Raw genomic sequence first — 15,850 nt, 5'->3', positions numbered from 1 at the left:
GCCGGCTTCGAAGCCCGCGGAGCGGGTCAACGTGGGCGCAAAGCCCAAATCCAACTGACCGTCATGCCCGATCCGAATCAGATTCACAGCCGTCCCATGGCAGGCATTTTACAAATGGAATAGGAGCGAAATCGTTGGGGAATATTAGAGTGACAGGTTCAAAAAGTTCAAAGACTCAGAGCGCCAGAGGGCTGGCGCAGTCCACGACGCTTTGCGTCATGACACCGAAGGCGCGAGAAACCCGCCTCGGCTGCGGTTCCCCTTGCCTGCCCGACGGTGTGCGTGTTCCGCTGGCCGGGGAATGCGGTTCTGGTGGGTCAACCACAAGCAGACCTTCGCCGAGGAGTTCGGAGGCCAGTACATCTGGTGTCCCAAGCGGAAGAGGGATGGCTCCCGCAATCACTTCTACGAGACGCTTCGCGAGGTCCAGCGTGAGGATCTCATCTTCTCGTTCGCAGAGGCCCACCTGCAGGCGGTCGGCGTCGCCAAGCTTCCATGTTACTCGTGCCCCCGGCCGGACGAGTTCGGAAAAGTCGGCGAGGCGTGGGACCAGCGCGGCTGGCGTGTGGACGTTGCTTTCCGACGGTTTGAACGCCCGCTCCGGATCGCTCGGGTCGCTCCGCAGGTCGCCCCGCTATTGCCCGAAAAGTACTCGCCGATCCAGCCGGGGGGACGCGGCAACCAGGGCGCCTACCTCTCCGAGATTTCCCATCCGCTCGCCCGCCGTCTCCTCGAACTTGCCGAACCGGCCCTGCTTTCCCTTCTCGACCAGCACTCCGTGTGCGAAGCCGGGTCGCTGATCGCGGACCCGCTCGCACTCGTCGAGTGGGAGGACCGGCTGCAAGACCGGATCGCCCACAGCGATAGCATCCCCGAGACCACCCGACGGGCCCTGATTCAGGCACGCCGTGGACAGGGTCGTTTCAAGGAGAACGTGGCGCGTTTCGAGGCCCAGTGCCGGATCACCGGCGTGTTCAACCCAGTCCATCTCGTCGCAAGCCACATCAAGCCGTGGCGCGAATCCAACAATGAAGAGCGTCTTGTGGGATCCAACGGGCTTCTGCTGACCCCGACGATTGATCACCTGTTCGACCGCGGCTTCATCAGTTTTGAGGACGAAGGCAACGTCCTGGTGTCGCCAGTTGCCGACGCTGAATCGCTCACGCGGATGGGATTGGCCGTTGATCGTCCGGTGCTGACCGGCCCTTTCAGTTCGGACCAACGCCACTTCCTCGACTATCACCGGAAGGAGATCTTTCTGAAGTCGGCGGGGTAGGAGGCCTTGCCCGCAGATGCGCGCCGCGCACCACGCGGCGGAACGGGACCTCAATGCAAACCCGCCTTCGCGCACTTCCCCCAAACGCCGCCACTGGCGGTGGAAAACGGGTTGACCCGGAGGGCTGGGCTCCCGGGAGACTGCGCCGTCATGTTCGCCTCTCTGCGCTGGCTTCAGGTTCTCCCGGGATTGGTGCTCTTGGGCGGGATGTTGCTCGGGGCCGAGCCCAAGGCAGATCCGCCGCGGCGTCCCGGACCGTGGCCGGAAGGGACAACCGACGAGTGGCGAGGACATGTCCGCCACCGGTTCCCCATGGCAGGTTGCACGGCCTGGGTCGTTGAACCCAGGCAGGCCGCCCCCGGGAACCCGTGGACCTGGTGCCTGGAGTTTCCAGACGCCTTCACGGAGCGGACAGGTGTTCCCGCCCTGTTGGACCGCGGTTTCCATCATCTCCATCTGGAGGTCGGCAATACCTTCGGATCGCCAGCCGCCCTGAGACAGTTCGACGCGTTCTATCCGGTGATCACGAATGCCGGCCTCGCCCCCCGCGGCGCCCTTATCGGCATCAGCCGCGGCGGGTTGTACGCCTACAACTGGGCGGTGCAGGGACCGGACCGGGTGGCCTGCCTGTACGGCGATGCGCCCGTCTGCGACTTCAAGAGCTGGCCGGGCGGCAAGGGCGTCGGAAGGGGCAGCCCGCCGGACTGGGCGAAACTGGTCCGCGACTACGGGTTTCGCGACGAAACCGAGGCCCTGGCCCATACCGGGAATCCCGTGGATCGCCTAGACGTCCTCGCCAGCGCGGGCATTCCCATCCTGCACGTCGTCGGGGACGAAGACGATGTGGTGCCGGTTTCGGAGAATACCGCCCTGGTCGAACAGCGGTACCGGGTCCTGGGCGGATCCATGGTCGTGGTGAACAAGCCCGGCGTGGGGCATCACCCCCACGGGCTCGACGATCCGAAACCGATCGTGGAGTTTATCCTGCGATACGCCGGCGGCGGTGCACCGCGATGAGGATCGCATTCCTGCAGCGGCCAGGGCGCGTCGCAGTCGGCAGGGTGTCGTTGTGGTGGATTCACCGACCTCGCAGTTGCACCCCGGTCTCGAGCGCAGCAAGCGTCGAGGGGACCCCCGTGGATGCGCCGGCGACTACCTTCGGATCGCAGGCCTTTCCCCCCGGAGTCAGCACTGCTGAACTTCAGTCCCGGAAGTTCACAAAGCTCACCGCAACGGGCCAGTCGCCGCCCTTGACGGCCGTGATGACGGCCTGGAGTTCGTCGCGGCTCTTGCCGGTCACCCGGATCTCCTCGCCCTGGATGGCGGCCGTCACCTTGAACCCCTTCTGGCGGATGAACTGGGTGATCTGCTTCGCCGCGGCACCGTCTATGCCCTGCTTGATCTTCAGGGTCTGCCGGGCATGCCCCAGCGGTGACAGGTCCGGTTCGCCCTGGTCCACGTTCTTGAGACTGATGCCCCGCTTCGCCAGCCGGCCGACCACCAGTTCGCACAACTGCCGCATCTTGAAGGCGTCGGCCGCCTTCAACTGGATCTCATGCTTCGCCAGCACGATCTCCCCGCTTCCATCCTTGAAGTCAAAGCGGGTGGCCAGTTCCTTGGTCGCCTGGTTCACCGCATTCTCAACCTCCATCGAGTTCACTTGGGAAACGATGTCAAAACTCGCCATGGCCGCAGCGTAACCCGGAGCCGCCGGTGGATGAAGCCCCGTTCGTCTGCTCCATTCGTCAGCCCTCCGCAGCGTGCCGGAGCCGATGGGCCAGGTTCGAACGGGCGGCCGCCACACCCTTGTAGGCGGCCACAGGGTCCGGAAGTGTCTCCAACTGCAGCGCCAGTCCTCCGGCCGCCACCGGATCGCGCAGCACGTCCGTCAGCGGATGGACCGTGAGCCAGATGAGGAAGACCATCCCCCCCAGGTCGGGCAGCGCGCGAAACGCCTGATGTTCCACCCGGAGCCAGGTGGTTTCCGGGGTGGCGTCCGGTCCCAGACGCGGCCGTCCGAGCGTGGGATGGAGATTGCGGTCCGGCACCGCCGCCAGGCCCCAGTTCTCCCGGGTCACCACGGTGTCCGCCGGCAACCGGTCGAGGAACGTCCGAATGCGGTCTCCCAGTTGGGCGTTCAATCCCGGGACGACCTCATGGATCGCCGCCACCGGCCGGCCCAGCGTCGCCTGGGGATCCCACCAGGAGGGGTCGCACACACAGCCCCCCACCATCCGGTGGTTCCCCGACGGGTCCCGACCCAGCAGCACGTAGTCCGGTGGCCACAACCCGCCCAGCGTGCGCGCCGCAGCAGCGCCGCCGCCGGTCAGTGCCCGGACGTCGGGGTCGGAAAACCATCCCACCAGGCCGTCGAACACCGGTTCGGCCTCCGGGAGCCACGGTGCATGCCGTTCGGGAGCTGCCGCCAGCAGCTCCCGCCGGTGGCCCAGCTCCGGCGGTGGCGGATCCGGCAGCCGGAACCAGTCCTCGGCGCCGGGACGGATGCCAAATTCGAACCGGTGTGGCTGCGGACGGAAGAGCCGGCGCAGGTCGGGAACCGGGGGTTGGGGGGCGTCGGAGGCCATGGGTCGAGGATGCGGCGGCCGCCCTTACGGGGCCAAGAACGCAGCAGATGCTTGTCCCGGACGCAGTCCCCGGTACCTTTCACGGCCGCCTGATGTCCACGGCCAGCAAATCGTTGAAGATGGTGACCTGCCCGCACTGCGGTGCGCGGGTGTTCATTCCCGGGAGCCTCGCGCCCCTTGAGATCACCACCTGCAAATGCGGGGGGACCATCATGATGCCGATGGACCTTCGGCAGTTCGAGCTTCGGGGCGTGATTGCTTCGGGAGGCATGGGCACCGTGTACCGGGCCTGGGACAACACGCTTGGCCGGGAGGTGGCGGTGAAGCTGATGAAGCAGGAGCTCGTGAACGACGAGGATGCGGTCAACGCCTTCGCCGCCGAAGCCCGGGCCTGTGCCCAGCTGAACCACACCAACATCATCCACGTGTACACCTTCGACCAGGAGGGCGCCTACAAGTACCTGGTCATGGAGTTGGCGGATGCCGGAAGCCTGGACGACCGGATCGAGTTGCAGAAGCGCGTCCCGGAGCTCGAGGTGCTCGACTGCGGCATCAAGGTGGCCAGCGCCCTGGCCGCGGCGCTGCGGCACGGGCTGCTCCACCTGGACATCAAGCCCGGCAACATCCTGTTCAACGCCGACGGGGAGCCCAAGCTGGTGGATTTCGGCCTGGCCCGGAAGACAGATGCCGACAAGGACTACCACGCGCCGGTGTTTGGGACGCCCTACTACATCGCCCCGGAGCGGGTGCAGCAGACCGGGGAATCCTTCCTGAGCGACGAGTATTCGCTGGCCGGGACCCTGTACCACGCCCTGGTGGGCCGCGTTCCGTTCGAGGCGGCCAGTGTGGAGGAGGTGGTCGCCGCGCAGGTGCATGCCGAGCTCACCCCGGCCTCAACCGTCGCCCCGGAAATCACGACGCCGACGAGCGAGGCGCTCGTGCGGGCGATGGCCAAGAATCCCGCGGACCGTTTCCAGAGCTACGACGAGTTCCGCATGGCCCTGGAGGCCGCACGGAGCCAGTTGCTGATCCGCACCTTGACCGGCCAGGGAGCGGCCGCCGCCGGGATCCCCGAATCCCGTCGCTGGTGGCGCCGCTGAGGCTTCCGGCTTCCCCGCCTTGCCGCAAAGGGGACGGGACCGACACCCTCCGCACGTGCGCAATCCGATCATCGCAGCCCTCGACCTCCCGGATGCCGTCAGCGCCCTGGCGATGGCCCGTGCCGTCGCTCCCCATGTCGGGGCCTTCAAGGTGGGCAAGGAGCTGTTTGTCGCCGCCGGCCCGGGGATCATCCGGGAACTGCGCGCCACCGGTGCGGCGGTGTTCCTCGACCTCAAGTTTCACGACATCCCCAACACCGTTGCCCGCGCAATCGCCGCGGCCACCCGGCTGGATGTGCAGATGCTCACGGTACATTGCAGCGGCGGCCGCGCGATGATGGCGGCCGCCGAGGAGGCGGCGCAGCAGACGGCACGTGCCATGGGGCGTCCGGCCCCGCTGATCCTGGGAGTGACCGTATTGACCAGCCTCGATGCCGCCGCCCTTGCGGACCTGGGGCTCGAGCCGGATCCCGCGGTCCAGGTCCGCCGCCTGGCCCAACTGGCCGTCGCCGCCGGCCTGCGCGGGCTGGTGTGCTCCCCGCTGGAGCTCCCCATGCTTCGGACCTGTGTTCCGCCCGACCTGCAGCTCGTCACCCCGGGTATCCGCAGCGCCTCCGACCCCGCCGACGACCAGAGCCGCACCCTGAGCGCCCCGGACGCCTTGGCCGCCGGCGCCCGCTGGTTGGTGGTCGGCCGCCCGATCCTCGCCGCCCCGGACCCCGCTGCCGCCGCCCGCAGACTCCTGGCCTCTCTCGGGTGATACTACGCACCCGTATCAATTCGTTTGCCAGCCCGGTGCCGGAAACGGATGGTCTGCGGAATGAGGAATCACGTTCTTGCCGGCGTCGTTTCCGCGTGGATTGCCATGGGCCTTGTACACCCGGTCGCCCGGGCGGCGACGGACTGGCCGATGTTCCGCGGAGATCCACGCCTGACGGGCGTGGCGGACACGCGAATCCCCGACGCGCCCGTGCTGCGCTGGACGTTCAAGACCGGCGGGGAGGTCAAGTCCTCCGCGGCCATTGTCGGCGACCGGGTTTTTGTCGGTTCCGGGGATTCAAACCTGTACTGCCTGAGTCTCACCGACGGCCGGAAGCAATGGGCCTTCCGCGCCGACGGCCCGATTGAGTCCTCACCGCTGGTCCTGAACGGCCGGGTGTATTTCGGCACGGCCAACACCAACGTGTATGCGATTTCCGCGGAGACGGGTGCGCCGGAATGGAGCTTCGGACTCGAGGACAAGATTCTCTCCAGCCCCAACTGGGTGGCGGGGCCCGGCGGCGGTGAGACGAACATCCTGATCGGCGGCTATGACTTCAAGCTGTACAGCATCGGCGCGACCAGCGGGAGGACGAACTGGGTGTTCGAGACGGGCAACTACATCAATGGCACGCCGGCCATCGGGGACGGCGTGACCGCCTTCGGGGGCTGTGACGCCCTGGTACATGTGGTGAACGTCAACACCGGTCTGAAGGAGAAGGAGATCGAGGCCGGGGCCTACATTGCGGCCTCGGGAGCACTGGTGGACGGGCGGCTTTATGTCGGGCACTACGAAAACGCCTTCCTGTGCGTGGACCTCAAGGAGGGACGGATTGTCTGGAGCTACAAGGACCGGGCGTTTCCCTACTTCTCGTCACCCGCGGTAACGGCGGACCGCGTCGTGGTGGGTGGACGCGACAAGCGGTTGCACTGCCTGAAGCGCGCCAACGGTGAGGCCGTGTGGGTGTTTCCCACGCGCGGCAAGGTGGACAGCTCGCCGGTCGTCGCCCGCGACCGGGTGGTCTTCGGTTCCGACGATGGCCGGCTCTACATCGTCTCGCTCGCCGACGGCCGCGAGGTGTGGAGCTACGAGATCGGCCGGCCGGTGCAGAGCTCTCCGGCCGTCGTGGATGGCGCGATCATTGTCGGCTCGGATGACGGCACCGTGTACTGCTTCGGACCGGCGCGTTAGCGACCTTGATGCCGCGCCATTTCTGATTGCCGGAGGAGGACCGAATCATGAGTTCCATCACCATCGCCCCGCCGCCGAAAACCGCCGGGCCGCCGCTCCAGAAGGAGACCACCGCGGGGAATTACTTCGTCGCCAACTATCCGCCGTTCGCGTTCTGGACTCCCGACCGTATTCCAGACTTCGAGGCCGCCCTGGACCGGCCACCGGGCGACCCGGCAAACCCGCTTGGGATCTACACGCACATCCCCTTCTGCCGGAAGCGCTGCCATTTCTGCTACTTCCGGGTGTATACGGACAAGAATGCGGACGACATCCGCGGCTACCTCGACGCGCTCCTCCGGGAACTGACCGTGTATGCCGGCAAGGCCTGTGTCGGGGGGCGCCTCCCCAGGTTCCTTTACTTCGGCGGCGGCACCCCCAGTTATCTCTCGCCCGACCAGCTCCGCCATCTCTCGGAGGGCATGCGTCGCCTGCTGCCATGGGACGCGGCCGTTGAGATCACGTTTGAGGCCGAGCCCGGCACACTGACCGATCACAAGCTGGCCGCGATCCGGGCGATGGGGGTGACCCGTCTGAGCCTCGGCATCGAACACTTCGACGACCACATCCTGGAGGTCAACGGCCGCGCCCACAGGTCCCGCGAGATCCTTCGGGCCTACCAGTACGCCCGCGAAATTGGATTTCCGCAGATCAATGTGGACCTGATTGCCGGGATGGTGGAGGAGACCGAGGAGAAGTGGCTCGAAACCGTGGCCCGGACGGTCGCGCTCCGTCCCGACTCGGTGACGATCTATCAGATGGAAGTGCCCTACAACACGGGCATCTACCGGCAGATGAAGGCCGAGGGGCGGCTGGTGGCTCCGGTGGCCGACTGGGAGACCAAACGTCGCTGGGTGGACCATGCCTACCGCGAGTTTGAGAGGATCGGCTATACCGTGACCAGCGGCACCACGGTGGTCCGGGATCCGGAGCAGGTGAAGTTCGTGTACCGCGACGGGCTGTTTTCCGGGGCCGACATCCTATCCATCGGTGTCGCCAGTTTCGGACACCTCAACGGGGTGCATTACCAAAACCACCACGACTTCGACCCATATGTCGCCGCCGTCAACGCGGGGCGGCTGCCGGTGCACCGGGCCTACGTGCCGGATGCCACCGAGCAACTGATCCGCGAGTTCATGCTCCAGCTCAAGCTGGGGCGGGTGCAGGCGTCGGCGTTCCTCCGGAAGTTTGGCCGCGATCCGCGCGAGGTATTCGCCGCGCCCCTCGCCAACCTCCAAGCGCAGGGCTTCCTCCAGATCGAGGGCGACCGCATCGGCATCCGCCGGGAAGGATTGCTGCAAGTGGACCGCCTCCTCCATGAGTTCTTCCTCCCGCATCACCGGACGGGACGCTATGCGTGAAGGCCATTCCTGGCGAAACCCAAAGCTGAGCCGTCGCGCCTTCCTGGGCGCGACGGTGGGCGCGTCGCTGGTGCCACTGGCGCCGCGGCTCGTGGCGGCGGACGAGGCGGTGGTGATGACGGTCAACGGCGCGGTGTCCCCGTCCGATCTGGGGCGCACGCTGGTCCACGAGCATGTGGTTGTGGACTTCGCCGGCGCCGCGCTGGATTCCCCGGAACGGACCGATGCGGACCAGGTGTTTCAGACGGCGCTTCCGCACCTCCGGCGCCTCCGCGACCGCGGCGTCACCACCCTGGTGGAATGCACCCCCCGATACATCGGGCGCCGGCCGGTCCTCCTCCAGCGGCTCGCGAAGGCCTCGGGGGTCCGGATCGTCACCAACACCGGCTGGTATGCCGCGGTGGATCACAAATTCCTGCCGGCGGAGGCTGCACGGCTGGGCGTTGACGAGATTGCATCGCGCTGGATTTCGGAATGGCGCGATGGAATCGAGGGCACCGGCATCCGCCCCGGTTTCCTGAAGCTGGGAACGGGCAATGGACCGCTGCCCCCGCTCGACGCCCGCCTCCTCACCGCCGCCGCGCGGGTCCATCGCGAAACGGGCCTCACGATTTTCGTTCACACGGGTGACGGCGAGGCCGCGCGCGACGAGGTCCGATACCTCCAGGCGGCGGGTGTGGCACCGGAAGCCCTGGTCTGGGTGCACGCCCAGAACGATCCGGGGCCGATCCAGATCGAGCTCGCCCGCCTGGGGGTCTGGATCAGCCTGGACGGCTACTCGGCCGCTCCCGTCAACACGCTGCGGTATCCGAACCTGGTCGTGGCCCTTCGTGATGCCGGACTGTTGAACCGGGTGCTGCTTTCGCACGATGACGGCTGGGCCGTGGATGGCGCCCAGCCCACCGGCAATCCCATCACGCCATTCGCCAACGGCAATCCCGCCCCCTATGAGAGCCTGTTCACCAGGCTGCTCCCCGACCTGAAGGCCCGGGGGCTTTCCGAAGCCGAGGTGGACCAGCTGCTGGTCATCAACCCCAGGGAAGCCCTCACCGTGCGCCCACGGCTCCTTGCATGACTGCACAAACCGCCATTCAACCCCTGGATGAATTCTACCGGCGTCAGCACCGGGCCCTGCCGGCCTTTGAGGTCGTTGAGCCGGATGCCATCCCGAAGCCCTACCGGACCCTCCTGGTGCATGACCGCGACATGACCCGGACGCTGGAGCAGTTTCACGGCGACTCCATTCACCTTCAGGTGCTCTCGAAGCACCAGGAAGACGGCATGTACGGCCGCGAGTCGGTGTTGCAACTCGACGCCTCCGGGCGCCCGGTCGAGTTTGGCGCCATCCGCATTCATCTCGGGCGTTTTCCAGACGAAGCGCGGACACAGATTCTGGAGGAGCACCGGCCGCTGGGGGGCATTCTCAACAAGGCCCACATTCCGTACACCAGCCGGCCGACCGCCTACCTCCGCTTCGCGGCCGACCAGTTCATCGCGACGGCCCTCGGCATCCGGCGCCCGGCGTTTTTGTTTGGACGTCAGAACACGCTGCGGAATGCCCAGGGGGAGGTATTGGCCGAGATCATCGAGATTCTGCCGCCAGCGTAGTGGTTCGTGCCTGCGGATCGGCTTGAAGGACCCGCCCCGCCCGGGGTCGCGGTGGCCACCCGATGCGCATTCCGTCGTTGCACCCCGTTGCCCGGTGGACTATGCCCGACGCCGCGGCACTTCGAATGTTCACCTCATCCTCGCAACCCCAACCCTGTTCCTACCATGGAGTCCAAATCCGGCGGTAAATCGAAACCCAAGGCCAAACTCAAAGATTTGAAGGCCAAGGGAGACATCAAGGGAGGCGGCTACCAGTCGAGTCCCATCTCGAGCCCGAGGCCGAGTCCCAGCCCGAGTCCGTACTGAGCAGCAGGCGCCCCGCCGGACTGCGCCGCCCGGCCCGCCCTTTTTTGCGGCGCGGCGGGGTGGTCCCCCACGAGTCATCCGCACCGGTGAATCGCGGCTCCAGCATTCCGGTCCGGGCACCCCGGCCTGGCGCGCGGTCCCGTCCGCGCCGGCTAATCCTCAGGAACCCGTGGTCCCCGGGTGACCTCGTCATGCTCTCGGCGGCGGTGCGGGACCTGCACCGGCTGCATCCCGGTGCCTTCGTCACCGACGTGCGGACCGCCTGTCCGGACCTGTGGGCCCACAATCCCCATCTGACCCCGATCGCCGACGGATCGCGGAATGTCGAGGTGCTGGATTGCGAGTATCCGTTGATCCACGAGTGCAACCGGCAGCCCAAGCACTGCCTCAACGGGTTTGTGGAGTTTCTTGCCGACCGTCTCGGGGTGCCCCTGAGGCTCACCGAATGCCGCGGTGACATCCACCTCTCCGCCGCCGAGCGGTCCCGTCCCTCCGCGGTCCGCCGCCGCACCGGACGCGACCTGCCCTTCTGGGTGATCGTCTCGGGCGGCAAGCATGATTACACGATCAAGTGGTGGGATCCCGCGCGTTACCAGCGGGTGGTGGATCACTTTCGCGGACGGCTCCTCTTCGTGCAGGTGGGGGATCGCGCCCATCACCATCCGCCGCTACGGTCTGTGGTGGACCTGCGCGGCCGCACATCCCTCCGGCAGTTGATCCAGCTGGTGCATCATGCCGACGGCGTCGTGTGCCCGGTCACCCTGCTCATGCATCTGGCCGCTGCCGTTCCCCGGCGTCCCGGGCGTCCCGGGCTGCGTCCCTGCGTCGTGATCGCCGGCGGCCGGGAGCCGCCGCACTGGGAAGCGTACCCCGGGCATCAATTCCTCCATACCGTCGGGATGCTGTCCTGCTGCGCCCATGGCGGCTGCTGGAAGTCGCGCACGGTCCCGCTCGGCGATGGCGACGAGCGGGACGGACCGGACCGCCTGTGCACCGCGCTGTCCGGAACACTGCCGCGATGCATGGACCTGATCTCCGCGGACGATGTGATCGGGCGCGTCGAGTGTTATCTGGCTTCGGGGGCTGCGCGGACATTGGGGTGTGAGGATGCCCGCACGCTCGACGGTGTCCTAACGGAGCGGTCGCCCCGGACCGTTCCCATCTCCGCCGCATGAAGCCCGGTGCCCTTCTCACATGGTGGATCGCGGCAACGGCCGCCCTTCTCCTGGGGATCCTGGCCCGCGCCCAGGCACCGGGTCCGAACCAGCTGCTGATGCTGGACGGCCCGGTGGGACACCTGGAACTGCCCGCCGGCATTTTTGATGGTCTGGAGGCCGCAACGGTTGAAGGCTGGTTCCTCCTCGACCGGCTCGCATCCGCCCGGCTGTTCGACTTTGGGAGCCGGGACCGGTTTCTAGCGGTGGGGACCGTGGGGTCGCGACCGGACCTGCTCTTCGAGATCTCCGATGCCGGCACCCGCCGGCATTCCATCACGGCGCGCGACCTGTTGGCGACCAACCGCTGGTACCACGTGGCCGCGGTCAGCGGGCCGGGCGGGATGCAGCTTTACCTCAACGGAGACCTCGTCGGGGAGGAGCCGTTTACCGGCAGCTTCGCCAGCGTTGGCGGGGGCGGACACAACCGCGTCGGTCGCGACAACGGTCCGGAGGAGGACCGGGTCCAGCGAGCCGATACCCGCGGGCGGGCCGATCAGCTCGCGGTCTGGAACCGGGCGCTCGATCCCGGCGAGATTCGCGACGCCTTGTCGCGCCGGCTCAACGGCGGAGAACCCGGCCTGGTGGGCTTGTGGACTTTTGACGACGGCTCGGCCCGGGACGTGTCGGGCAACGGACATGACGGCCAATTGCACGGTCAGGCGCGGATTGGTCCGGCCCCGGCCCCGACCCCGGCCGACGTGATCCGCGCCGCAACCCTCTCCGGGACGATTCGCGATCCGTCGAGCCGTCCATTGGCCGGCGCCACCATCCGGTTGTTCGATGGCGACCGGTTGCTCCAGGAGGCGGTGGCGGACGACTTGGGACGATTCCACCTCCGCACCGCGCGGGTGAACACCCCCCTGGACATCGCGGCGGGGCACGAGAGCCTGGGCCTCTGGACTGGAGGGCAGGTGCTGGGTGCGGGGCTGGCTCATCAACTCGACCTGCAGCTCCCGCCGGCAAACTCGCTCGCGGGAGCGGTGCGCGCCCTCGACGGCTCGCCCGTGGGCGATGTGGTGGTGCAGGCGCTGCGGTTGCCGGACCCCGGGAGTGCCGGAGGTTCCGTGGGGACTGCGGCCGCGTGCCAGATGACCGACGATGCCGGCCGCTACCGGTTTTCCCACCTGCGTCCGGGCACCTATCAGGTGCGACTCCAGGTGCCCGGCCGCTTCGTGATCCACGAAGACGCCGCCCCGGTGGTGGCCAACGGCACGCGCCATGCGGATCTCGATTTCCGCATCCGCCCGTTCAAGAAGGGAACCTGGCGGACCTTCGACGACCGGGACGGACTGTACAGCCTCGGCGTGCGCTGCCTGTACACGGCTCCCGACGGCATCCGCTGGATCGGCACACGCAACGGCCTGTCGCGGTTTGACGGCAGCCGCATGGTCAGCTTCACGACGGAGGAGGGCCTGGCCGGCAACAACGTGGCGGGCCTCGCACGGACGCCGGACGGGACGCTGTGGGTGGCCTCGGAAAGCGGCGGCCTGAGCCGGTCCGCGGGCCGCCGGTTTGAGCCGGTCCCTTTGGGGCCCGAACCGTCCGATCCCCAGCTCCACTGCGTGCATGCGGACGCGGACGGCGTCGTGTGGGTGGGAGGACGGGGCGGCCTGTACCGGATTTCCGAAAACCGGGTGACCCACTTTGCCACAACGAACGGGCTGCCGGCCTACACAGTGTACAAGATCGCGTCGGCACCCGGCGGTGTGCTGTGGCTGGGCACGGATGAAGGATTGGTCCGGTTCGATGGCGACCGGTTTCAAAACGTGGTCAAGGACGCCGGCATGGACGGGTTTCTTGTGGATTCCCCGCAGGTGGCGCCGGACGGGAGTGTGTGGTTTGGCACCTGGGGTCGCGGACTCTGGCGCTACGATCCCCGGGGCGCCGGCGCGGGCGGCTTTCGGAACTGGAGCACCCTCGATGGGCTGCCGGACAACGTGGTGTGGTCCGTGACCTTCGCGCCGGACGGCGTGGCGTGGATTTCCACATTGAACGGCGCCTCCCGGTTCGACGGCACCTCGTTTGTGAACTTCACGCGGAAGGACGGCCTCGCGGACTACCACGTTTCGGTGATCGAGCGCGATCCGGACGGTGTGCTGTGGTTTGCCACCCTGGCCGGCCTCACCCGATACGATCCCCTGACCACGGTCACCCTCACCACCGCCGACGGGCTGCCGTCCAATGGCATCCAGAACTCGGTGCGCGATGCCGCGGGAAGGCTGTGGTTCGCGACGGATTCCGGGCTCTGTCGTTGGGACGGCGACGGATTCGTGGCGCACACGGTGACCCATGGACTGCCATCAGCGAACGTGCGTGCGCTGGCGGCCATGCCGGACGGGGCGCTGTGCGTGGCCACCGCGGCCGGGGTCGGGCGGCTCGAGAACGAACAGTTCACACCGCTCAACGCGCCGGAAGCACTCGCCCGGAACGTGCAGTGCCTGTCGGTGGCCCCCGATGGCACCGTGGCCGCGGGCACCACTTCCGGTGAACTGCTGCGCTGGCCGAATCCGGGGGCGCGGGCCGTGATCAGCCGGCTGTCGGAGGGCGATTTTCAATCCGTGGCCAGCGTGCTGTGCCTGTCGAGCAATCGGGTGTGGGCCGGACTCAACGGCGGTGCCGGCGTGATCCGGATCGCCCCCCTCGAAGTCCCCGGCGCCCCGGGTGCCGAGGGACGCACGGTGTTCACCACGGCCCAGGGCCTTCCCGACGACTACGGGCTCGCCCTGGTCCTCGACCAGAGTCAGCGGCTCTGGGTGGGCGGATCCAGCGGCGTCGCCCGGCTTGAGGACCAACGGTTCACCCGTTTCGACCGGCGGCGGGAGGCCGGCGGCGAGACCGTGAACGCGTTGTTCGCCGACAGCCGCGGCGTGCTCTGGGTCGCGAAGCGCACCGGCATCCGGTTCTTCGACGGCACCTGCTGGTCCGGATTGGATGCGCGGGATGGACTCGTCGCCAACGACGTGCGGACCATCGTCGAGGCGTCGGATGGTTCCCTGTGGTTCGGCACCGAGCGGGGCCTGACCCGGCACCTTCGCGTCCCGAGGATCCCGCCGACCCCAAGGATCGAGGTGCGCTACGACCGGGAGCCGCGCCCCTCCGGGCAGCCGGGCAGCCTGACCACCGGACGACCGACCACCTTCCGTTGGCAGGTCGCCGAGTTTCGGACGCGTCCGGAAGACCGGCAGTTTCGCTGGCAAATCCTGCCGGCGCAATCAGCGCTCGTCCCCGCCCTGGAAGCCCATGCGTGGACTCCGGCTGGCGCCTCGGACGCCCTCGACTGGTCCACGAATCGCGCAGGGCCCTTCCGTCTCGCGGTCCAGTTCGTGGATCGCGACCTCAACTACTCGAGTCCGGCGCTGTTGCTGCTGAATCTGGTGCGGCCCTGGTATCAGAATCCCTGGGTGATGGCGCCGTTGGTGGCGGTCAATGGCGGCCTGCTGGGATGGGGCCTGCTGGCCCGTTCGCTTTACATCCGCAAACGCCGGGAGGCCACCCGGCTTCGCGAGGAACTGCTGCACCAGGAACATCAGGCCCGCCTGGCGCTGGAGGCCGAGATCGAGGTGCGCCGCCGCGCGGAGCTGGAACTGCAGAAGGCCAAGGAGGCGGCGGAAGTCGCCAGCCAGGCGAAGAGCCGTTTCCTCGCCAACGTGAGCCATGAACTGCGCACCCCGCTCAATGCCATCATCGGCTACAGCGAGATGCTCGAGGAAGAGGCACCGGACCATGGTGCCGACGCCCTGATCCCGGACCTGCGCCGTATCCACGGTTCGGCCCGGCACCAGCTCGCCCTGATCAACGACATCCTCGATCTGTCCAAGATCGAAGCGGGGCGGATGACCCTCGACCTCCAGTCGGTGGATCTCGCGCCGGTGATGGACGAGGTCGTGGGCACCGTCCATCCCCTGGTCCTCCGCAATGGAAACCGGCTGGTCATCGAGGGGACGGGGGCGTCGGGCACCGTGCGGGCGGACCCCGTCAAGCTGCGGCAGATCCTCCTCAATCTGCTGAGCAACGCCGGCAAGTTCACGCGGGACGGCGCGATCCGGCTTGAGGTGACGTTTAAGGACACCGGACCGCATCAGGATCCGTCCGGGCATCCGGGTGCCGCTCCCCCGCGGTGGCTCTGCTGCCGGATCAGCGACACCGGAATTGGAATGACGCCCGAACATCTGGGGCGCCTGTTTGGGGCGTTCGAGCAGGGCGACGCCTCGACGACCCGGAAGTATGGGGGCACGGGTCTGGGGCTCGCCATCTCCCGCAAATTTGCGCGCCTCATGGGCGGGGACATTCTTGTGTCGAGCACCCCGGGTCGCGGATCGGTGTTCACCCTGTGGCTCCCGGACCGTCCCGATCCCGGCCCGGCGGCCTCCCCGCGGGCCTGACCGGCCATTTTTCCCGCTGGCAGCC

The 15,850-nt window shown here is 67.6% G+C and carries 12 protein-coding genes; 10 read left to right on the top strand and 2 right to left on the bottom strand.

Annotation, left to right across the window (positions count from 1 at the left end; all coding sequences use genetic code 11):
• Positions 1 to 301 precede the first annotated feature (301 nt).
• Positions 302 to 1,276, top strand: coding sequence for an HNH endonuclease (locus tag KF791_18710; GenBank protein ID MBX3734613.1), 975 nt, complete (start codon positions 302 to 304; stop codon positions 1,274 to 1,276).
• 150 nt (positions 1,277 to 1,426) lie between these two features.
• Positions 1,427 to 2,293 carry an alpha/beta hydrolase gene (locus KF791_18705; GenBank protein ID MBX3734612.1) on the top strand — a complete coding sequence of 289 codons (867 nt, stop codon included), beginning with the start codon at positions 1,427 to 1,429 and terminating at the stop codon, positions 2,291 to 2,293.
• Between the two features lie 184 nt (positions 2,294 to 2,477).
• Here the strand turns inward: KF791_18705 and KF791_18700 are convergent, their stop codons facing one another.
• Together KF791_18700 and KF791_18695 are read right to left on the bottom strand one after the other, a co-directional pair.
• Entirely contained in the window at positions 2,478 to 2,963 is a 486-nt protein-coding gene (locus tag KF791_18700; protein ID MBX3734611.1) for a YajQ family cyclic di-GMP-binding protein, read from the bottom strand.
• 58 nt (positions 2,964 to 3,021) lie between these two features.
• On the bottom strand, positions 3,022 to 3,861 hold the full coding sequence (locus KF791_18695; GenBank protein MBX3734610.1) for a DUF3445 domain-containing protein: 840 nt from the start codon (positions 3,859 to 3,861) through the stop codon (positions 3,022 to 3,024).
• A gap of 92 nt (positions 3,862 to 3,953) precedes the next feature.
• Here KF791_18695 and KF791_18690 point away from each other — a divergent pair, with 92 nt between their 5' ends.
• The 8 genes from KF791_18690 (at position 3,954) to KF791_18655 (ending at position 15,825) form a co-directional block, all read left to right on the top strand.
• Positions 3,954 to 4,961, top strand: a complete 1,008-nt coding sequence (locus KF791_18690) for a serine/threonine protein kinase (GenBank protein MBX3734609.1) — start codon at positions 3,954 to 3,956, stop codon at positions 4,959 to 4,961.
• Positions 4,962 to 5,016: 55 nt separating this feature from the next.
• Positions 5,017 to 5,721: an orotidine-5'-phosphate decarboxylase gene (pyrF, locus tag KF791_18685; protein ID MBX3734608.1), complete on the top strand. Its 705-nt coding sequence runs from the start codon at positions 5,017 to 5,019 to the stop codon at positions 5,719 to 5,721.
• A gap of 105 nt (positions 5,722 to 5,826) precedes the next feature.
• On the top strand, positions 5,827 to 6,912 hold the full coding sequence (locus tag KF791_18680) for a PQQ-binding-like beta-propeller repeat protein (GenBank protein MBX3734607.1): 1,086 nt from the start codon (positions 5,827 to 5,829) through the stop codon (positions 6,910 to 6,912).
• A 47-nt stretch (positions 6,913 to 6,959) separates the two neighbouring features.
• Entirely contained in the window at positions 6,960 to 8,312 is a 1,353-nt protein-coding gene (locus KF791_18675) for a coproporphyrinogen III oxidase family protein (GenBank protein ID MBX3734606.1), read from the top strand.
• Positions 8,305 to 9,387 carry a phosphotriesterase gene (locus tag KF791_18670; protein ID MBX3734605.1) on the top strand — a complete coding sequence of 361 codons (1,083 nt, stop codon included), beginning with the start codon at positions 8,305 to 8,307 and terminating at the stop codon, positions 9,385 to 9,387. Before KF791_18675 ends, KF791_18670 begins: the two co-directional genes overlap by 8 nt.
• Complete coding sequence (locus tag KF791_18665) at positions 9,384 to 9,920, top strand: hypothetical protein (protein MBX3734604.1); 537 nt, start codon at positions 9,384 to 9,386, stop codon at positions 9,918 to 9,920. Before KF791_18670 ends, KF791_18665 begins: the two co-directional genes overlap by 4 nt.
• A gap of 392 nt (positions 9,921 to 10,312) precedes the next feature.
• On the top strand, positions 10,313 to 11,401 hold the full coding sequence (locus KF791_18660) for an ADP-heptose--LPS heptosyltransferase (GenBank protein ID MBX3734603.1): 1,089 nt from the start codon (positions 10,313 to 10,315) through the stop codon (positions 11,399 to 11,401).
• Complete coding sequence (locus KF791_18655) at positions 11,398 to 15,825, top strand: hypothetical protein (protein MBX3734602.1); 4,428 nt, start codon at positions 11,398 to 11,400, stop codon at positions 15,823 to 15,825. Before KF791_18660 ends, KF791_18655 begins: the two co-directional genes overlap by 4 nt.
• Positions 15,826 to 15,850: the final 25 nt, after the last annotated feature.

It is taken from the genome of Verrucomicrobiia bacterium (assembly GCA_019634635.1).
Classification (GTDB): domain Bacteria; phylum Verrucomicrobiota; class Verrucomicrobiia; order Limisphaerales; family UBA9464; genus UBA9464.
This window is presented reverse-complemented; position numbering and strand designations above follow the sequence as displayed.